General features: G+C 39.1%; 15 protein-coding genes. 3 read left to right on the forward strand and 12 right to left on the reverse strand.

The features are described from left to right. Nucleotides 1-33: 33 nt before the first annotated feature. The 4 genes from ACYVRS_RS06300 to ACYVRS_RS06315 all read right to left on the reverse strand — a co-directional run bounded on the left by ACYVRS_RS06300 (nt 34) and on the right by ACYVRS_RS06315 (nt 7400). Nucleotides 34-4977, reverse strand: coding sequence for a WxL domain-containing protein (locus tag ACYVRS_RS06300; RefSeq protein ID WP_461202946.1), 4944 nt, complete (start codon nt 4975-4977; stop codon nt 34-36). A 14-nt stretch (nt 4978-4991) separates the two neighbouring features. After that, nucleotides 4992-6077 (reverse strand): WxLIP family cell surface protein, encoded by a 1086-nt coding sequence (locus ACYVRS_RS06305; protein ID WP_461202948.1) that lies wholly within the window; start codon nt 6075-6077, stop codon nt 4992-4994. Between the two features lie 94 nt (nt 6078-6171). Continuing rightward, nucleotides 6172-6993: a WxL domain-containing protein gene (locus ACYVRS_RS06310; protein ID WP_461202950.1), complete on the reverse strand. Its 822-nt coding sequence runs from the start codon at nt 6991-6993 to the stop codon at nt 6172-6174. 14 nt (nt 6994-7007) lie between these two features. Next, a complete protein-coding gene (locus ACYVRS_RS06315; RefSeq protein ID WP_152911867.1) occupies nt 7008-7400 on the reverse strand; it encodes an EF2685/EF0750 family sortase-dependent surface protein in 393 nt (130 codons plus the stop codon). 290 nt (nt 7401-7690) lie between these two features. On the opposite strand from ACYVRS_RS06315, the gene ACYVRS_RS06320 reads away from it, so the two are divergent. Further along, nucleotides 7691-9211, forward strand: coding sequence for an AcpB/EbpR/MafR family transcriptional regulator (locus ACYVRS_RS06320; RefSeq protein ID WP_461202952.1), 1521 nt, complete (start codon nt 7691-7693; stop codon nt 9209-9211). Nucleotides 9212-9280: 69 nt separating this feature from the next. Here the strand turns inward: ACYVRS_RS06320 and ACYVRS_RS06325 are convergent, their stop codons facing one another. Together ACYVRS_RS06325 and ACYVRS_RS06330 are read right to left on the reverse strand one after the other, a co-directional pair. Further along, nucleotides 9281-10450 carry a hypothetical protein gene (locus ACYVRS_RS06325; RefSeq protein WP_461202954.1) on the reverse strand — a complete coding sequence of 390 codons (1170 nt, stop codon included), beginning with the start codon at nt 10448-10450 and terminating at the stop codon, nt 9281-9283. Between the two features lie 269 nt (nt 10451-10719). Further along, the gene (locus ACYVRS_RS06330; protein WP_312499368.1) at nt 10720-11157 is read right to left on the reverse strand and encodes a DUF7006 family protein; all 438 of its coding nucleotides are present in this window, start codon (nt 11155-11157) and stop codon (nt 10720-10722) included. A 403-nt stretch (nt 11158-11560) separates the two neighbouring features. Here ACYVRS_RS06330 and ACYVRS_RS06335 point away from each other — a divergent pair, with 403 nt between their 5' ends. Beyond that, complete coding sequence (locus ACYVRS_RS06335; protein ID WP_313538625.1) at nt 11561-11860, forward strand: hypothetical protein; 300 nt, start codon at nt 11561-11563, stop codon at nt 11858-11860. A gap of 790 nt (nt 11861-12650) precedes the next feature. Here ACYVRS_RS06335 and ACYVRS_RS06340 read toward each other — a convergent pair. Continuing rightward, nucleotides 12651-13271, reverse strand: coding sequence for a CPBP family intramembrane glutamic endopeptidase (locus tag ACYVRS_RS06340; RefSeq protein WP_461202956.1), 621 nt, complete (start codon nt 13269-13271; stop codon nt 12651-12653). Nucleotides 13272-13405: 134 nt separating this feature from the next. Next, nucleotides 13406-13873 (reverse strand): RNA polymerase sigma factor, encoded by a 468-nt coding sequence (locus tag ACYVRS_RS06345; RefSeq protein ID WP_461202957.1) that lies wholly within the window; start codon nt 13871-13873, stop codon nt 13406-13408. A gap of 169 nt (nt 13874-14042) precedes the next feature. Between ACYVRS_RS06345 and ACYVRS_RS06350 the strand changes: the two genes are divergently transcribed. After that, nucleotides 14043-14849, forward strand: coding sequence for a hypothetical protein (locus tag ACYVRS_RS06350; protein WP_461202958.1), 807 nt, complete (start codon nt 14043-14045; stop codon nt 14847-14849). A gap of 1258 nt (nt 14850-16107) precedes the next feature. Here ACYVRS_RS06350 and ACYVRS_RS06355 read toward each other — a convergent pair. The 4 genes from ACYVRS_RS06355 to rfbB all read right to left on the reverse strand — a co-directional run bounded on the left by ACYVRS_RS06355 (nt 16108) and on the right by rfbB (nt 20287). After that, nucleotides 16108-16827, reverse strand: a complete 720-nt coding sequence (locus ACYVRS_RS06355; RefSeq protein ID WP_192415956.1) for a GntR family transcriptional regulator — start codon at nt 16825-16827, stop codon at nt 16108-16110. A 2-nt stretch (nt 16828-16829) separates the two neighbouring features. Beyond that, nucleotides 16830-17585 (reverse strand): ChbG/HpnK family deacetylase, encoded by a 756-nt coding sequence (locus ACYVRS_RS06360; protein WP_461202959.1) that lies wholly within the window; start codon nt 17583-17585, stop codon nt 16830-16832. Then, the gene (locus ACYVRS_RS06365) at nt 17578-18849 is read right to left on the reverse strand and encodes a PTS sugar transporter subunit IIC (RefSeq protein ID WP_192415952.1); all 1272 of its coding nucleotides are present in this window, start codon (nt 18847-18849) and stop codon (nt 17578-17580) included. The genes ACYVRS_RS06360 and ACYVRS_RS06365 overlap by 8 nt, the downstream gene beginning before the upstream one ends. A 499-nt stretch (nt 18850-19348) precedes the next feature. Then, a complete protein-coding gene (rfbB, locus tag ACYVRS_RS06370; RefSeq protein ID WP_461202960.1) occupies nt 19349-20287 on the reverse strand; it encodes a dTDP-glucose 4,6-dehydratase in 939 nt (312 codons plus the stop codon). Nucleotides 20288-20297 lie beyond the last annotated feature (10 nt).

Genomic DNA, 20297 nt, shown 5'->3' on the forward strand with positions numbered 1-20297 from the left:
TCATGCTGAATGTCCGTGAAATCCTTTTATTTATTATTCGACACAATCTGGAGGGACAGCGTTAAATGAGTAATTGATCGTTGTTGTGTATCGTGCGCCTCTAGTCTTTGACCCACTAGGTATTTCTAAAGAAATACTACTGTCTTTCGTTGTCTCATCTCCAAAACTATAGTACCATGTGCCTTTGTCGCTATTCATATTCGTACTGATCAATTGAATACTATCGCCGCTTGGCAATAATTTACCACTCGTTCGTACAATACCAAAGTTGTTTTCACTGGCTGATTGTCCTGCGCTTGAATGCACACGGCCATTTTTCCACCTTAATTGTGCGCCAGTCAATTCGTGGTTATCCGTGTCATTCGTACTTGAAAATTGATTACGTTGACTTACATATAAACTCCAGCTCGATATTTCTGATGTCGCTCTAGCATCAGTTATTTGAACAAAGTTTGCTTGTGTGGCTGTTTCCTCACCTGATTGCGTTAAGAACGGCAAGGCATCATAAGTCGTTGCTCTAGAAGTTAACGGATGTTGCCCAAAGTCCCAATTTGTTGCTCTATCGATCGTAAGTTTACCTTCAACCATCTCACCGACAATCAAGGTAGTCGCCGGTGGGAACGCAGCATCTCTAAAGTCAAGTGTTTCTACAGGGTTGATATTTCCTATATTGTTGTTGGTAATTGGCGGTGCAACAACACCTGCACGCAGCGCAGAACCATGTTGATCACGCAAGAAAACTTGGATCTCATCACCAACCGATAGGGATAGGTGATCAATCGGGATCGCAAATTGATTGTCAGACCCTCTCACGTCGATCGCATCGATCGTGACCGGCTGTCCATTATGGGTGATGGTAATCTCGACTTCAGGATTATCCGTTGTTCCTGTTAACACCGCAGCATTTGCTGGTATCGTTGCGCTTGCAAAGGTAGCGGGTGTTGGCGGAACGATTGGAAAGACAGTGACCTCATCCACATCAAATATATGTTCAAAGCCATCTTGAATGGCGCCAGCCATTACCTCTAAGTCGGAGACGCGGACAACATCTCCAGCTTGCAAATAATCATCCAATTCTATTTCAAATAATCCACCACGTGCTGCTTCACCGTAAATGCTGATGCCAGGACGCTCATTTGTGTGCCCCTGGGTAAATGTTTCAAACGTTTGGATCGTTTCACCATTGCGTTCGATTTCAACAGTGACTTTGACTTCATCTTGCCATGCAGGTCTAGAATCATAGATCCCAACCGGCATGTCGACTTGCCCATGGATTTTTTTATCTGCATTTGTCGGCACTCTTAGTTCAGTCAAAATCGACCAACGGGCATTATTTGAGCTCAATCGGGCATAAGAAGCCATTCCAGATTGACCAAATGCTTCAAAATCAAATCCATCTTGCGGTTCAATCGAAGAAAGCACCGCTAAATTTGAGCCTGTGAAGGTATAATCCAAATTGCTATAAGCTAAGTGAGGATCACCATCCAAATCGGCCCCTTTCTTCCACACAGCAAAATCACTCGATTTTGCTTCTAGAATAGAGCCTGCCGCATTGCTAAATACATTTCCACCGCCAACACGATTGTTTCGGTAGTTCATGAACAATGGATTGTTAAAGTAGATTTCCGTGATCTTTCCACGGAAGATCCCAGCATTTTCAGATTCGGTTCGGCCAACCGCTTCAAAGTAACCAAGATTGTTGACTTCGATACGACCATCACCACCATCTTCCCCACTGCCTGACGCTGGGCCAATCGTACCAGCAACTTTGGCTTCACTCATATCAAGCGCTGGACCATAGTCGGCATAAATTCTGACTTCCGATCCAGGATCAGTCACCGTAAATCCATTTTTCGTACCAGATGTATAGTGAATCCCTTGATTGCCGCCACCAGCGTTGCCGTCATGGGGTATACCACTACCTTCATTCACAATCAAGAAGCGTCCTCCATTGCTGACTTTGACTTGATTGTCGCTGCCCCACATGCGGATCGCAGGAGCCATTTGTCCAGATCCCCCAGGATTTCCACCGTTTTTGGTAACGGACATCACACCCCCATCTATATTGAAGCGATAGCCACCGTGGGTCGTGCCTGTATTGTTTACACCAGAGCGCATAAATCTTAACGTTGCATTGGCATTACGATCATTATAATCAGTTTCCCCTGGCAACTCCCCTGAAGCTTCCGCTTCCAGTGAAAAGTTTGCGCCGCTCCGTACATTCAGTTGCCCATCTAGTCCTTGCACTACCATTGCAGAGGAGGAATTCGCTGAAAACTCGACCATTGCGCCATCTGAAAGATCGACAATTGGTTTTTCTGCAATGATGTCCTCATCTTCTTCCCCTAACTTCACAGTAGATACACCATTTAAGATGGATGCAACATAATTACTTGAAGCCGTTAAACGCGTACCTTCGTTTTTAGCTATCATTTTCACCCGATTACCGTTTAACTGGATGGCAGTCGCAGACTGCGTCGCAACACGCACATCAGCGCCTTCAGATAGTTCAAATGAAGCGTCATCACCTTGCAACCTTATCCCTCTTTTAATTCCAGAAGTGAGGTCAATATCAACACTAGAACCTTTAGATACATTGAAGGATGTTTTATCTCCTAATACATAGATGAAGTTCCTATCACTAGAAGTATGTTCTTTTTGTACTTCTTTTGACGTTAGATCAATCGACGTTGTGCTATCACTGCTAGGTAATGTTGCAGACAGCTTGGAATGATTTGATAGATCTATGCCGCTTTTCATCCCCTCTATCAAAATATTGGGTTTGTCACTTTCTGTACTAAACACAGACATAATACTCTCATTGTCCAAAGCAAGTCTAGCCTCTAAGCCTTTTAAAGAAACGGCCTGACCTGCATGATTAGATGTTGTATGCAGCTGTCCGTTATCCAGCATGATTTTTGCATGATCACTGTTAAGATCGATGGCAAAACCACTATTCGTTTCCACATTTACTGTCGCATGCTTGATCTCGATAGTGGCATTTTCTTGAATCACTTGCACGCCTTTTCCTGACCCATTCGTAACGGTTAGATTCACTTCTGATTCATTCGTGATTTCAACAGAGGCATCTTTCTTTCTAAACAACAGCAAGCCATTCGCAACGTTCGTTCCTGTCAGTGCCCCCGTCATATTGACAATAGATCCATTCATAATCTTTAAACTTGACTGCTCGCCATCAAATTGATTCATCCCGTTAGTCAAATTTCCAGTATTCGTTACGCTGAGCTGACTATTATCCACGATCATCTCGGATTCATTTGAAAGGAGTATAATTCCGGCTCCAGTATCTGAGGTCAAGTCTACATGGCTATTTTCAATATGAAGAACAGGCAGAGTACCAGACATTGCGATACGATCGCCTGAGGTGGATTTCACAGAGACGTTTTTGGCATCTTGAATGTGGATGTCTGATTTACGACCCAAAAGATGAATGCCTTTACCGCTATTCGTAACAATCTCTACAGTAGCGTCTGTCCCAAAGAGCAAAGAATTTTCGTCTTTCCCTCCATGAATAGATGTTGCTATACCAGATTGTGTTTTTAATATACCCGCATTTGAAACGGAAAGAGAAGAAGTATCTCCATCAAAAATGATGTTATGCCTACCAGTATTGGTCGTGACAAGTTCTCCTCCATCAATCTCAATCAATGAATGCGCACCTCTCATAGCAATATTATTTCCTAAAGTGGCATTCGACGTACTTGAACCTGAACCCTCGGCCTGAATGTCAACTTTACCGCCGTTTTGAATGGCAAGTGTTGCGTTTTGCTGCGTAAATTGAACGGCGTTTTGCTGCGCAGATCGACCGTCTAATTTCATATGCAAATGCGCACCGTCTGTAACAGTCAGCTTGGCATTTTCTCTTGTAAACGCCAAGCCCGTATGTTGAACACTTGAAAGTTCCATCTTGGCATTGTTCTCCATGATAAATTCTTTGGTCGTGATGAAAGCCCCATTCAGATCAACCGTACTCGCAAACATACTTGTACCATCTGTGATTCTCGTTGTTGCTCCCGGGATTGTCGCAATTCTAAAATTTTGAATACTAGATCGAGATTTCGCTATACCAGCTAATTGAAGCTCCCAGTTTTCAGCGGCATTTTCACTGATGATATAAGCAGCCGAATCAGTTTTGTCTAGAAAGATGTTTTCGAGTCTAAGTGTCTTATTTTCTGTTGTATTCATTAAGCGTAATTGCGCAGTTCCTAGATTGAGGGTGTATTGATTCTGGCCATCAATAATCAACGGCCGCTGAATATCCAAGTTTTCAGAACTAACAATGAATTGAATATTTATATCTTTTCCTAATATGATTTTTGACACACGTTGATCAGAAAGTGCTTCCATAAAACCGGGACGGTCTTCCACTGTTCTCGAACTGCCATCAAACAGTACCGCATGCCGATTCGCAAGGACTTCACTGCCCTCAACGACTGGCGCAGCATCATTTTCTGGTACTGCCTGTAGTTGTTCGCTTGAAGAATCTGTGTCTGTTGAACGAACATCAACAGTGGTTTCTCCATCGCCTACTGTGATAGGAAATGACCCTTCTGCAGCAAAAACCACTGGTAAAGCAAATGTTTTTGTGGCTTCAGCTGCAGTCAACGTCCATTGATTGGTTGCTTGGTCCTTGGATGCCTTTAGATTAGATGGCAAATCATCCTCACGCATGTCCACATGCTCTGGAAGCTCAAAGGAAACTTCATTGACTTCCACCGTGCTCTGAAATGGGATCGTCGTAATTTCGTTCTTCGTGACAATGAATCTATTCTGTGCAAACGAAAAAGAAGCCGCTGCCGTGTCTTCGACAGGTTGCGCTTGATTTGACATAAGATTGAAAGATAACCCATTAAAATCTATCGTTTCTGCTATTGCTACTATTGGGTTTCCTAGAGAAGAGATCGCTAACACAGTGAGCGTTGCTTTCGTGACCCTTCTCCGTACTTTATGGTTCATAGGCTTACTCCTTATTATGATTTCTTTTTCTCAGAAAGAGGACCATGATCGATTGCTTGACTTTGTGTTAAAAGTTTCTTGTTTTTGTAAGTATTGTAGGCAAGCCAGATGATGATCACACCAAGGGTCACACCTGCGATGATCCACCACCAATTGGTTTGTTCAATTGAGACATCTGACCGATTCAGTCTTCTCGCTTCCTCCGCGGTGACTTCAAAAGTTTCTTCCCAAGTCCACTCATTCTTTCCAGAACGTGCTGTCATATCCAGCACATAGGTACCGCTGACAAAACGCGCGCCATTCAAGGGTATTGGAAATTTGAAATTGGAATTCGGCGCCATTTGCATCTTCTCTTCAGCAGCTTCATACAATACTTCATCAGAATCTGCCAGACGAACAGACGCTTCAACCTGTAATTCATTGGTAAATGTCGGCAAGAAATTTTGAATATTGGCACTAAAGACATTTCGATAATTGAGCTGATCCGCAAATACAGTCAAGAGTTCAAGCTCCGGTGTTATCGTTTGGGTGCGAGAATTGCTTGCTACAACCCCCACAACGTATGAAAATGTATTTTTGACGACCATCCCGTTATCCGCATCGTCTTCCGGATCATCTTCCGTTTCTTCATACAATCTGATGCCCCCAACCATCAATCCAGTGACTTCTTCTTTAGGCATATGTAGCTTGACGACAACTTCTTTTTCTTCAAAGGCATCAAATGTGATGGCTTCACTTGGCGGTGCCAAAAGATCTTTCATCTCATGGACAAGGGTTGGATCTGGTTCCTTACTATCCGCACCATATTCCACCACACCATGTACATTGGTGTAGGCAGTATGAACCGTCACATTGACATCGATGGGGTGGTCTCGGACATTTCGTATCACCAAAACCAAGTCCTCTGTTTCTTCCGGCAATAGTTCCACGTCAAAATAGCTTTTGCCCTCACCAAATTGTGTTGCCGGCGGGACTGCGCGTACACTGAAATTCAGTTCCCCATTTGCAAAAACATCTGAAGAAAAACTCACTATTCCACCAATAAAGCAGACAATAAAGAGTAAAACTTTGACGAGCGGAATACGCAGTAGTTTCATCATGTAAAAAAAAATTCCCCTTTCAAAAAAAGCAACAATGCAAACGAACATTGCACTGTTGCTATGTGTTGTGATCATCGATTGTTCTTAGCACACATTAGATAGTATCTTCAACGATATTTCCTGGTGTACTTGTCAAAGTCCAGTCTAAAATTGTTTTATATGCTTCATCTGTATAGGTACGTGTGGAACCTGGTACATGTAATTGAACGGCAGGATTGGATGCATGGCCTTTAACATCGAGATCTTTATAATCAAAATTTTGTTTTGATCCCCACATCACAGTACTTAACCCAAATCCATTATCTTCAGAAGCACTCATGATCGTTCTTGTTACCTTAGGCATTAACGTGAAACCATTCTTATGAACGGTAAGCGCGTCTTCTTCATTGCTTGTATTTTGTACAGATGCATCTTTGAAAGTGATTTGCGCACCCGTTAATACTCTGCTACCTGCCTTAAAATCATCAGTTTGTGTGACTGACAAGCCCCAGCCCGTCAATTCAGAACGCAAATCTCTAACTTGTGCAAATTGTGGACGTGCAGCTGTGCCCGCTGCCTCATTTACCCAATCAGCATCCATATCAGGTTCTGGATAATCTTCTGAATCTGGGTCAATATCAAACCACCAAGCCGCTGCATTGTAACTTTGATTCAATGCTGAATTCGGACGGGTCCCAAAGTCATAGTTGCCTACATATGCCATGGCAAACGCACCTTGTTGGGTACCAGGAATAATCACTTCTTCTGGTCCAGGTTCTGGATCAACTGTTTCATTGTTGTCATCATCGGCCTCACGGAATTCTACTGTACCTTCTGTGTTTAATGACCGATCCTCTTCCGCAGCACGCGCTACGATACTGCCACCTACTAAACCTGCTGTTAATGCCGATACTGCTGCTAGTTTTACAAATTTCATCTCTTCATTCTCCTTTAGTTCGTTCTTATGTTTCTTTCATTGGATAACTGTAATTGGACATTGTTCTTTTTGTTCCTTAATGCCTTTCGTGTGACGAATAAAATAAAAATAATGCCGACCAACCAAAGTACATTACTGATTTGGTTCAGTTGGGGCAATTTTCCGCCAGGTTTTGTACTTGATCCACCATCAGGCTGCTTTGGCTTTTGATCATCCTTCGGCATTACAACCTGGATTGTAGGCGGTTCTGGCTTAGGATCTCCTTCATAGTCGACCTCCCCATAGAAGCTGACAATGCCATTGGTCTCTATGACCGATTCTTCCTCAGCAAAAACGGGTGTTGCACAAAAGATCACCCCAAAACATAGTAGAAGTGCATAAAACAAACACCTCAGTTTATTTTTCACATTCATATTTCCCCCTTTGACTAAACACATTCCGTAATATAATAAACCACCATTTAAAAAATAACACAAACCGCATACGCTTTTTGTCACTGGAACAGTAGTTATACTAATTACACTTATCATTCTAGAATGTAGTGTACACCTTATCAAATAAGAAATTTCATATTTCTGTGCAATTACATGCGTTTAGCCACCTCCACTGATTTGATATAATCATAGTGAATTTTTGTAGGTAAAAACCTTTTAAAAATAACTCATTAACCTAATTTCATAGTAGAGGAGTTTCACTATTGCAAAATTTTCAACTAAATTTTGTGACCAATAAAACAACTGTTCGATGGTTGAAGATGTTGAATACACTTGAAAAAAGCACAGTCTGCAGTGCGACGGAATTGGCAAAGATTTCGCATAGTACATCAAGAACGATTGGGAAAGATGTCCATCACATTCGTGATTATTTCCAAGACGCTATCCTGCTGAGATCCACTCATCATGGCTATGTTCTTATCCAACTGTCCGTGACTGCCTACGAAGAAAAAAAGGCGGCTTTGTTGTCAAACGAACCTTTATTTATTATTCTTGAAAGCATTTTTTTCTCAGAATTACATGCTTTAGATGAATGGTCAGATAAACTATATCTTTCAAAAAAAACTTTGGCAAAATATTTAAGTAATCTCCAAGATCAATTAACGCATTTCGACCTTAGGCTAAGCAAGGATCCGGTCAATATCATTGGAAACGAAGCCGATATTCGTAAATTCTTTTGTACGTTGTTTTACGAGTCAAAAATTACACCACACACCGTTTTCCCCTCACTTGCTGCCCACCAAGCTGTCAATGAAATGAGTCATTTATTCGAGAACGAAAGCTATCAGAATACGTCTTTCTCCTTGTATACCTATCTCCTCTACATTACCTTAGAACGTTATCTCCAAGGACATACGGTTGTGATCAGTAAAGAATTGCATCATGCACTGAGACATAGTGTACAATTGTTTCATTTTCAGCAAATCAACGTAGTGATCGATAAGTACTATGACTTGAAACTTTCTGAAAACGAACTGATTTTTTTGTTTGTGAGCATTATTACCCAAAGAAAATTAAGCAATGTCACGATTGAACAGAAATTCTGCTTGTCATATAATCATTGGTCTCACATCGGTGCATTGACCAATGACTTTGCACAACTTCTTGCACTATCACCTCAGCACGATAAGCGTAGCCTTATTTTTTTGGAGTCCTTTTTTACAACGGCAAAACTCAAAGAATGCATGTCCGTTTCTGCCAATCGTAATACCGAGGATATCAACTTATTCATCCAGCAAATTTTTCCAAATGAATTTTTACGCTATCATGAATTTCTTGCACATAACACCAATTATTTGGCTATATATTCCAAAGCGTATCTGACTGATTTTTGTTCCAACTTGGTTATTTATATTGAAACGATTCGCCTCAGATATTGGCGAAAAAAACAACATATCGCTTTTATTTTCGAAGGAAACAATAACATCACTCAATTTATTGAAGCATTGTCTGACAAATATTTCGACGTACATCATCGCATTTTTTATCCACATTCCGGTGAGGTCAATCAGTCCTATTTGATCAACAATCACATTGATTTGTTGGTCACCAATTATCCTGAGCATATGAGAGAATTTAGAGATGTCACTGACTGTCTCTTGTTCAAAACGATTCCTGATGCGGCTGATTGGAATCGTTTGATCAAACAACTGAATCCAAAAATCATGAATCAATATCAAATCGTTGATAAAGCACATGCCGATTACTATCATTCGCCCGAATAAATATCTCAAAAAAACGTCATTGCAATGATTGATGCAATGACGTTTTTTGAACAAGTAATAGATGCTCCTTTAACGTGATTCTGTTAATGGGAATGTGTCCGTAAATTGCTGCGCACCCATACCTGCTGAATATTCTCTATAACCCTGGAAGCCCAAGAAATTTTGTGTGAAACTGGTAAGGTTCGATTGAAGTACTTGGCTTCCGTTAGCAGCTGTCAATTGTGCTTGAAGCTGTGCGGTCCAATATTGTGATGGTGACCAACTGAAATTATTGTTGGTCCAGAAGGCATTTCTTGCCGCATTGATTTGAATATTCGTTCCCAGTGCATGCACCAATGGACTGTACATTGCACCCGTACCTGTTTGTGTCAAATGAATTTGGTACGGATTATCGATCAAGAAATAACCAGAACCCGCCATACGAATCACTGGATTAGTCCCACTGTGAGTAGCGATCAGTGAGCCATATTGTCCTACGTTCAAGCGACCGTTCGTCGTGACTTCGATTGGTGTCAACTGGCTGGTCCGAACATTCAAACTACCATAATTGACAATATTCAATTGATTGGTTTCAATTGCTTCATTTATGACAACGTTTGAACCCGAAGGAATCTGAATAGACCCTGCTGTTCGAATAAATGGATGTTGACGAGATTGTGTATTGTTATTTCCAACTACAACATTACCTGAAAAAGTTACACTAGAACCCCAATCGCCTCGAACGAAAGGTTGTTTGATTTGATTGCCATTTGTAATGATTGGCGCATTTGAATTCGACATAAAGGTGACAGAGCCACCATACCCGACATGCATTGAATGGTTGTCATTCATATTGATCGTTGAATTATTGATGAAATTGATCACCAATGGTCGATTGACCGTATTTAACTTCAGAAGCCCACTATTAAAACTGCTTGAAACATTGATCACACCGACATTCGGATTATTGACAGCTGTCCGAAAGGCAACCCATGTTTTGACTGTCGATGTAGATGTCGCCGCAACTGAAGAGCGCCCTGCTGTACCTTCCAACACTTCTTCTCCTGAATTCATTGTGATGGTATCACCGTAATCACTCAGTGTTTCCCCATCACTCAAAATAATCCCTGTGACATCTTCTACTACATTCACAGACTGTGTTTGTGTCAACTCTTGCGCCGACGCATCACCTATTGATAATGGTGCCAATAATAACATACTGCCTAAAACAACCGAACTAAGTAACCGAACATTCTTCATTTTTGATTCCTCCATTCCTTTGATAGTTTTCAGATTAAACAATTTGCGATAAGGGAACAACGTTATTTTTTCACTTTACTGTGAAATTTCCTATTCGACGACTTCACATAAACGTCAACAATTCTATAAAAATGCACAATGCACTTGAAGAAGTTTCGCTTCATGTGTATTGTGCATGTATGAAAATGTAATGTTCTATATTATGTCTCATCGATTTTTTTAGTCTTTGGAGGAAGATTATTCAAAAGAATGGATAAAAAAGGGCATACTTAAACACTTGTCTGTTCCTTACGTTCCTTTAGGAATATTTGTTTACTGGCAGCCATGTTGCGTGCAAAAAAAATGATGGATGAATGGCCTTGTTCTTTCAAATTATATCCACACATTTCATGATTAAAAAAACCAGAATCTGTATGACTGAATTCAATGATTTTTTCATAGGAAATTGTATCAAAAAAACCGAATTTTTCTTTTTGTGTATACAAACTTTTCACTATACACAGCTTCGAGTCTAAATCGATCAATTCACAAAGGTTGTACCAAAAATTGTCCTCGCTGATTTGTTCTGTGATTTGAATAATACGCTGTTCACATCTACACCAATACCTATACAAGCTTTCTGATTTCTCTTTCAGATTTGTGACATCGATCCCATTACGCATCAATAATAAATACTCTTTAGTTGATCCAACAATATATTCATTCATTTAGAAACGTTTCCTCTCAAAAAAAATTCATCCTGTTATCCATTACACATTTCTCTGCCGGCCATAAGTCAGTCTACCTATGAATCCCTATCCCCCTTCTTTATCTACTGCATCCAATCTACGTTGTTCATAACTATTTCCTCTTTCCTTCATATTTTATAAAACAACAGATAAGATTCTTGCTACACATCATAACAAGGCCAGTTATTATTTTAAAGTTTATTATTTCTCAACCCTCCGAAAAAAAGGTTGCGCCCTTGATAGATAAAGGTTTTAGAGCTTGACTGAGAGTCGGCAATGAACATAGATGTATCTATAGTGATATTTCTTATTTACCAATTCTACCCTCGTGAGTCTGCTCACTTTATATGTTATTATACTACTAGGTGAAGGATGTGTTATTATGCCATTGATTGCTTTATTGATTGATGTGATTGCTTTATTTTTCTTTTACATCCAGACACAAAATCCCAACTTGTACCTTTTTGGCTTGATCATTCAAGCACTCATCGTTGTAGTCTTGTTGTGGCTATCATTGACCTATCATGGAAAGAAATATGCTAGAACATCCCCGATCGGATACCGCTACTTCTCAATTCGCTATGCACGATTGATCATTTCGATTTTGATCAATGCTATCGTGTTATTCTTATATGTTTTGAATGACTTAGGAATCAATGACTTGATTTTCTCTCAATTGTAACCAATAAGTTGATGAAATTGACTGAAAAATAATAAAAAAGCCTCAAGCTGACGTAATTGCTTCAGTCTGAGGCTTTTCTTGGAGTCTCTTTTCACTATAAATATTTAAAAATACCGATATTTTAGTCACGTAAAATAAATAAAATATGATATAATGGAATAAAAATTCGCTATCATTCAGGTGTAGTAGTGCTCGGTCGTGGTGTCCCCTTCAACCTTCCAATCATTTTGGGTAAAACATTGGTTGTAAGGAGGGATGCCAATGAATCACAGTGGAATGGGAAAGGTTACGTTCTGAAATAGTATGTTGCAAAATATACTAGCAATCTTGACGATCATCAACATGATCGTCGAGATTGCGAACAAAATAAAAAGCTTAAGGGAATAATCCTTTAAGCTACCACATATCCACTGCCGCAGCAGTTTTGTAAGAGGTGTACCACCACCTTTTACCTACACCTGAATTATAGCAAGTTTTCAGATTCATGTCAAAGTTTTGAAGAATTTAGATGAAATATGCCTAAATTATTTATGCTACCGAAACAATATGTTGCAAATATACCAGCAATCGTGACGATCATCAACATGATCGCCAAGATTGCAAACAAAATAAAAAGCTTAAGTGAATAATCCTTTAAGCTAACCCATAAACCACTGCCGCAGTAATTTTGTAAGAGGTGGACCAACACCTTTTACCTACACCAGAATAATAGCAAGTTTTTTCAAATTCATGTCAAATTTTCGAAAAATTTAGAAGAAATATGCTCAAATTAAAGGAAACATCCCCTAAGCTAACCCATCACCACTGCCAATATCATCACCGTCAGATTATACGCCATATGGGCAAAAATGGATGACCAAATATTCTTCTTCCACAAATAAGCCATTGTCAGATATATGCCAATAACCAAAAAAGGATACAAGGCAAAGAGATTGCCACCCACATTGGCCATATGGCTCAAGGCAAAGAGCAGCACACTGGCTGCCACACTCAGTCTACGCAACCAGCGTTTTTCACCAAGATAGATGATGGAATATCTATAAAACAATTCTTCAAAAATAGGGGCAACGATCAATGCGAGAAAGACAAACTGAGGCGTTCTTTCTGCTACCGGATAATTGAAGACAAATGGATTGCTGTGATGAAAGAGAATGACATTGATCAATCCAATGGTCATTATAATCCCCAATATGACGGCAAGACATATTTTGATCTGGTCCAGCAGATGGATACCTTTTAAACTTTTCCATAAATATTTATGGAAAAGAATGAAGCCCATGCCAACCAGCAATACCTTGGCCCCTAATTGATGGTAGCGCATTACATATGGTGCATAATCAGAAGGAATACCTCTGATGGCGATACCACGCCACAATATATACAAGAAGATAAATAATGCTTTTTTTAGCAAAACAGACCCCTCCCCAACTATTTGCTATTCAAATAAACCGCTCTCATATGCTTGAATCTGATAGTCATTTCCATCATAAACCATTCTGCCCCATGAACCAACTTTAAATAGAGGAATTCCAGAGATTCCCACCTCTAATCACCACCAACAAACATCTCCCATGCCGCCTGCAATTGCTTCCGATAATAGTAACGCTTCTGCTTGCTGTCGGATCGACTGTGGTATTTCACCCACATCATTTGTTCCTTATTAGACAATTGCTGCCAAAACTGCAAGAACAAAAGGTCATGCTCGATCACATGATGCGGTTCATCCATTGGCGGTTCAGTCTGTGCCAACAATACCGGTATCGCTTTGTTCTGTCGGGTTTGTTTTCGTTGCAGATCAATCACGCGCCATAGCAAAAAATGAAACAAATAGCCAATCTCGTTAGCTACGCGAAATGATCCCTCGTCCTCGTAGGATTGGGCCCGTTGATAAAACAAGATCCGTACTTCTTGCAAATAATCCTCATAATCAGCATGGCTGCGGAATACACCTGCCCGCATCAACACTTTGTGAAATAAACCTTCATAATCCTTGATCAGTTTCTCTACATCCATCGATCATCCATTCCTTTACGATTGTTTCCGCGCGGTACCCTAAGCGTAACAGACAAAAAGAATTTAAAATAATCTGAATTCTGCATTTTTATAACGAATTTTGATTATTTATTGCAAAATAACGTGAGGTCTTTTATAGTTAAGATAAAGTTTATTGAGGAGTGATGTCATGTGCAAAAAAATGTACTACAGTCAACTTGTTGAAGAACTGCTGCCTCACTTGCTGCTGCCACTTTCCACAGAAATTGCTGATTCCTTCGATCAATCGTTGTCACCGACACCTCAAGTTCATTTTGACCAGTCGATTTATCTGATTCTTCCTCTTGCGTATTATAACTATGAACATTGCCTAGTGATCTATGAAGACCGTATGGCATTGATTGCCCATCGCTCCTCCACCATTAGTGGTATGATATTGAGTCACTATCACCATTTCGATCAGCCTATTTACAAAGAAACCATCAATCTGCTGTTGCGGGAACATTCTGCAACGAGACATTACAAGACACCGATTGCCAATAGCGAGTACAGTCTATTTCCTTTAACCAATGCCCAAAGTCCAAAAACTATTTGGCTCAATCCCGCTAGTATCCTTGATATCTCAACCCGTCCCCATGAAACCATTGTCCATCTGTTCAACAAGCTCAGCTTTCGCTCACCCATTGAGTCCCGAAGCATAAGAAACAATATGTACAACAGTTTTATGACCCACGGCATCATGAAAAGAGATTTTACGTCTACGATCGTTCAAGAAGACATGAGTCTCTATGAGTATTTAAACTTGTCCTATTCTAAAGACATCGCCAGAGTGATCGAGAACATCTGCTATGCAGATATCCCAAGTAAGCGCGGCAAATTCATGGAAAAGTACATTGACATCTATCACGAACGCACAGAAAGAGATCTCGCTGATCCCCCTCACTCGCCCATTTACGCCTATGAATGTAGAACAAAGTTCCGAGGAACGCGTAAGTGAACCATAGGCACAACGCAAAAAGAACCAGAAATTTATCTGGTTCTTTTTGCGTTCGATCATATGACAAAAATTCTACTCACTTGATTTCACTACAGTTTCAGCACCTAGTCAATTGCCTAATGCGCTTTTTTACTTGATGAAATCATTACGTTGCAAATATTCCTAGAAAAATCTATCCATTGAAAAGCACCTAGTCAAATTGCGATATAAGCCATAATTCACCGCACTACTAAAAACAAGGAGATACACAAATGAAAAATAATGTGTCAAAAAAATGGCTAGCCCTATCAAAGCAGTATTATAAATAGTGACTACAGGCAAACGATAACTGATCATCAATGACCACTCTATTTTCTTCATAAACGGGATTTGAATTGCTCTTACGTCACTTGAAAGCAATAAGACAAAGAGCATACTAGTTACCAAAAAACAGCTCGTTAATGCGAAAGGAACTATCATAACAGATAATCGATTCATGAACAAGATACGTGTACAAAAAACAAGAAATGCAATGAACAAGGAATACAACATGAATAGTATCCAGTTTTTCTTGACTATTTTTCTGTAGTACATTTGATATTTTCTGATATTTATAATATGCGTGTGATCAATAAACGATCCAAATTGAACACAGAGACTTGCAATGAATAAAATCAATGGAACAAAAAATAAAATGAAGTTATTGAGTGTTAGTCTTACAAAAATCAGAGTATGAAAACGAAACAATTTGAAAGGACAAAATAGGTTTGATAAACCAATAATAGAAACCAAGGCCTGCCGATACTCTCTTTTTAAGATAAGTGTTGTTTTGACCCTCGTTATTTTCACTTTGCAGTTTAAAGCGCAAAAAAAGGACTGGACAACTGTCCAATCCTTTGACATAGTAAAATGAACATAAGGAAACCCGTAAAAACCTCATAAATTCTCCTTTTTCTACTAGAAAAAGAATAGAATATTAGGTACAATAAACAGGTCGATACCTTAGGGTATTGACTACGGCAACTTGATTAGTCAGGTGTTGTGACTTTCAAGGCCTCGTATTGGAGCTCCAACTTCAATACGGGGTGCCTTTTTTGTATTCGGTTTCTATTCCACTTCATTGTATAGAAACCCGATTTAGAAAGCAAGGGAAATTCTCATATAATTGATTCTAAATTGGAATTTTCCATATTTTTTGATTATTTTTCACGCTTTTTTGACACATCATGTGAATAATTAGTGATACAAACAGAAGTTCATTTGAATTTTGTTGATTCATCTAGATATTCTGCGTAACAAATCTCGTTCTAACATACTGTTCTGGTGAAAAATGAATTTCGGTGTATTCAAATATTTGACCATCATCTAAATATGACCAATTTTGTGTCAATCCTATGCAATTTTCTTTTTGAAGATGCAAATGTGTTTTATCAAAATCTGTAGCTAAAACGATTCTATCCACAAGACGAGAGCCGATGATTTTCTGATGTGAAATGGAGTGAATATAATGATAGATCGATTCTTCCGCAAGTTCTTTTGTCAATCCTGAGACCACCTCTAATTTGAAAAAACTGTCATCAATCATCCCTGGCTGACCGTTGACTATTCTCAGTCGAACCACATGTAAACATTTTGTCCCTTTTTGAAACATCGATTGCGCAGCGAGCGCATCATCGACGACGACCACTTTTAAAGACAACACTTTTGTGTTGATTTGATCCGTTTGAATGATTGTCGAGCGGTCCATATTACCAGAATTAATCAGTACGTCTTCCACAAATACTCTTTGTAGGACAATATTGGCACTTCCTGGTTTACTGTAAATCAGACCTTCCCCATTCAATTGACGAATCGCCTTACGAATCGTATTACGAGAAACCTGATAGGCAATAACCAACTCTTTTTCGATGGGTAAAACTTGATCGTCATCGAATTCCCCTAAAAGAATGCGCTTTTTCAAATCTTCAAAAATGACCTTTGACTTATTTATCTGAACCATATTTACTTATCTCCCAAAATCGAATAATTTTGTAATGTATAGCCTTCCTCCTCTATCATACAAATAGTTTTAGGATCTGTAAATAACTTCAGTTCTTGCAATCGACCTACATTCAGTGAAGAAATATGGCTAAGGATTTCAGACGTGTAGCCTGGATGACAAATCACTTCAACGACCTTCGGAGTCGATTTACTAACCAAGTGCAATTTTTCTCGTAGATATGTGAAGGAGTAGTCTATTCCACCAGTATTGGCAATTCTTATGTCTGGCATATTTATCTGCAAGTTGGTCAAATAAGCATTTAATTTCTGATTGCCCACCCTACGGATAGGGACTTTATATAACTTAGCTATCTTAGCAATGATTTGAGCCATGTTTACATCAGTAATGATATCTTTATGGTAAGTGAGGTGCGAAAGAGTGATTCCTTGTCTAATCAAACACTCACATTGCGCTATAAATTCTTTTTCTACCCAATTGTAATAGATCCATGATCCTTTTGGTAATTTATTGTTAGGTAGCGCAGATCCATCAAAACAAGAATGACCAATTTCTAAATTTAAATGAATCCCCATATGCGTCAAGTGATGCTGTTTGGCAGTCGTTGCTGCTTCTACGCAATAAGCTGATGTTGCGATTAAATTAGTTTCTGTAATACAGCCATTTGACATTCCCTGCAAGATACCGTCAGTCACACTAGGAACCAAACCAAAATCATCTGCACTAATAATCAAATCAAGACGGTGATTATTATTCATGTTGTCTTTCCTTCTTGTAGATTGTCTCATCCGCTGCGCGAAAAAACGGATAATATATTAACGTATCAATTAGGAGAAAAAATACTTGCAATATACCTAATTTCCAGCTTCCTTGCAATAAACCAACAAAAAAGATAGGAATTGGCATCCCTAAAATGGATGCACCTGATGGCGCTGGAACAAGTCCAGATTTGATCACCACATAGCCGATAATTAAGTTAATGATTGGTGCGAATATATAAGGAATCGCATACAGAGCATTAAAGACAATCGGAATACCAAATATCAATGGTTCATTGATTCCAAAAATTCCTGAAGGCAATGAGAGTTTTCCGAGGGTTTGATATTGTTCACTTTTGGCGCGAAACGCCATTAAGATATTTAATCCTAAAGTAGCACCGCCACCGCCAATTGATGTACAAAGAATCCAGAAGGCCAAGCCAACGATATTAGGCAGTGGCTCCCCAGCATTAAAGGCCTCTAAATTTTGCAAATCTAAGGGCATAAACACAGTGAGCAAAATAGGCATCAAAACCAGCATCCCATGGATGCCAATCATCCATAATAACCGAGAAAGCAAGGTAATCAAGATGAGTGCCCAAATGGAATTACCAAGATTTGTAACTGGGAGTTGAATGAGCGTAAAAACAACCTGATGAATACTACCAAATGTGGTCAGAGAAAACAAGAAACGAACAAGCATCGCTAAGATGACGATCACGATCGAAGGGAATAACCCAGCAAAGGATTGACTGACCATACTCGGTACAGCCTCCGGCATTTTTAGAACCCAATGATTTTGAATCATCTTCGTGTAGATATACCCAACAGTAAAGGCACTAAGAATAGCTACGAAAAAGCCAGCGCTACCTAACCATTCAAAACCAATGTAAGACGTTTCATCCACAATAGCCAATGGTGTTATCACGAAAAAAGCAATCACAGAAAGGATACTCGGGATTACCGAATGGATATCGTACTTAGTAACATATGCATAAGTAATACTCATTACTGCAATTATAGAAATAATATTGGTAGAAAACTGGCCTCCTAATGCAAAAATATCTTTGATTCCATAATCAATAATAAACCTTTGATACGAATCTATTGGAAAATTAGCAAAGAGCGAAGAAAATGCACCCACAATAATGACAGGTAAAATCATTGTCAACCCTGACGTTAAGATTTTAAGTGCCGTGAAACTATCAAGTTTTGCATTGATTTTCTCCAAATTTTTAATTATCAACCCATCTGACTTGAACATTGAACTCTCTCCTTTTTTTGGGTTACCCCTTTTTGTATTCGATTTCATATTAGGTTAACCCGGAAGAATTGTCAAGAAATTTTTACTTATTATGTATTATGTTATGTTACTTTCTTCGATTCTCCATGTATTGCAATTGAATCAAACTAGCTAATCTCCTTTTTTATGTCAAGGGTAGTTAAAAAATGTAGGCTTGGAATTATAACTCAGCCATGAATCATAATGTAGCTAAAGTTGTTCATCTATTTCCTCACGCCCACATTTTAAGTTTTACTGCGAAATTTTTAATCTGATAAGCAATTCATCAAAACTAGCTAGTCAAAGAACTACTTCAGGCTGCAATCTTATGTAAAACTACTTTATAAGATTTTTGTATAAAATACTTGCAAGTGTACCTTACTCTTTGTTCTCCAAACATTAGCGATTTTACATAACAAAAAAAATGATAACTTGTTTCTTAGTTGCTCTATATCATGTTCAAATTTATCCAAATGATCATTTAATTTTTCACACGTTCCAAATACCACTGAATAGTTTTCTTCAATCCACTAGCAAAATCTACTTTTGCTTGCCAACCTAGCGCTTTGATTTTTGTGTTATCCATGCCATATCTTCGATCATGACCTAAACGGTCTGTCACAAATGTTGTCTGTGCAGTCTCAAACCTACCATATATTTTCAAGTCATGAATAAGCGCTAAATTTGTCCTTTCTTGATGATCCGTCACATTGTATATTTCTCCTGCTATACCTTTGTTCAGTACCAAAAGTATAGCCCGACAAAAATCATCAACATATAACCAATCTCTTTGTTGTAGACCATCTCCGTATACAGGTAATGGCTTACCTTTTTGCATACAGTTAATCATCAATGGAATCAACTTTTCCGGATATTGGCTGGGACCATAATTATTGGCAGCGCGAAGGATATTGATGTCCAATCCATAGGTTTTGCCATACGCTATGACGAATTGATCAGCAGCTGCTTTTGACGCTGCATAAGGAGAACTTGGATTTAACACGGCATCTTCCTTTGCAAAACCTGTAGCAAGACTTCCATATACCTCATCCGTTGAGATTTGAATCAGTCTCAGATTATGGACTTTAGCACTGGCCAACAAACAGGTCGTTCCTACCACATTCGTCTGGACAAACGAAGAAGCATCCGTAATCGAGCGATCGACATGAGATTCTGCAGCAAAATTGATGATACAATCCACATCATAGTTTTGTATCACTTCCTCAATTAACCCTTGATTCGTAATATTGCCTAATACAAACGTGTAACGATCTAATTCATTCAATGTCTCTAAATAGTTAGGATTTGCTGCATAAGATAAACAATCATAGTTGATCACTCGATGTTCTGTTTTCTGTAAAAGCAAATGAATAAAATTACTACCAATAAATCCTGCCCCACCTGTCACTAAAATATTCATATGTACCTCC

The organism is Enterococcus salsurae (assembly GCF_054784955.1).

What these genes read in the sequence shown, in the direction of transcription:
- ACYVRS_RS06300 (WP_461202946.1), bottom strand. Translation starts at nt 4,977, where the DNA reads ATGAACCATAAAGTACGGAGAAGGGTCACGAAAGCAACGCTCACTGTG.
- ACYVRS_RS06305 (WP_461202948.1), bottom strand. Translation starts at nt 6,077, where the DNA reads ATGATGAAACTACTGCGTATTCCGCTCGTCAAAGTTTTACTCTTTATT.
- ACYVRS_RS06310 (WP_461202950.1), bottom strand. Translation starts at nt 6,993, where the DNA reads ATGAAATTTGTAAAACTAGCAGCAGTATCGGCATTAACAGCAGGTTTA.
- ACYVRS_RS06325 (WP_461202954.1), bottom strand. Translation starts at nt 10,450, where the DNA reads ATGAAGAATGTTCGGTTACTTAGTTCGGTTGTTTTAGGCAGTATGTTA.
- ACYVRS_RS06330 (WP_312499368.1), bottom strand. Translation starts at nt 11,157, where the DNA reads ATGAATGAATATATTGTTGGATCAACTAAAGAGTATTTATTATTGATG.
- ACYVRS_RS06335 (WP_313538625.1), top strand. Translation starts at nt 11,561, where the DNA reads ATGCCATTGATTGCTTTATTGATTGATGTGATTGCTTTATTTTTCTTT.
- ACYVRS_RS06345 (WP_461202957.1), bottom strand. Translation starts at nt 13,873, where the DNA reads ATGGATGTAGAGAAACTGATCAAGGATTATGAAGGTTTATTTCACAAA.
- ACYVRS_RS06350 (WP_461202958.1), top strand. Translation starts at nt 14,043, where the DNA reads ATGTGCAAAAAAATGTACTACAGTCAACTTGTTGAAGAACTGCTGCCT.
- ACYVRS_RS06355 (WP_192415956.1), bottom strand. Translation starts at nt 16,827, where the DNA reads ATGGTTCAGATAAATAAGTCAAAGGTCATTTTTGAAGATTTGAAAAAG.
- ACYVRS_RS06360 (WP_461202959.1), bottom strand. Translation starts at nt 17,585, where the DNA reads ATGAATAATAATCACCGTCTTGATTTGATTATTAGTGCAGATGATTTT.
- ACYVRS_RS06365 (WP_192415952.1), bottom strand. Translation starts at nt 18,849, where the DNA reads ATGTTCAAGTCAGATGGGTTGATAATTAAAAATTTGGAGAAAATCAAT.
- rfbB (WP_461202960.1), bottom strand. Translation starts at nt 20,287, where the DNA reads ATGAATATTTTAGTGACAGGTGGGGCAGGATTTATTGGTAGTAATTTT.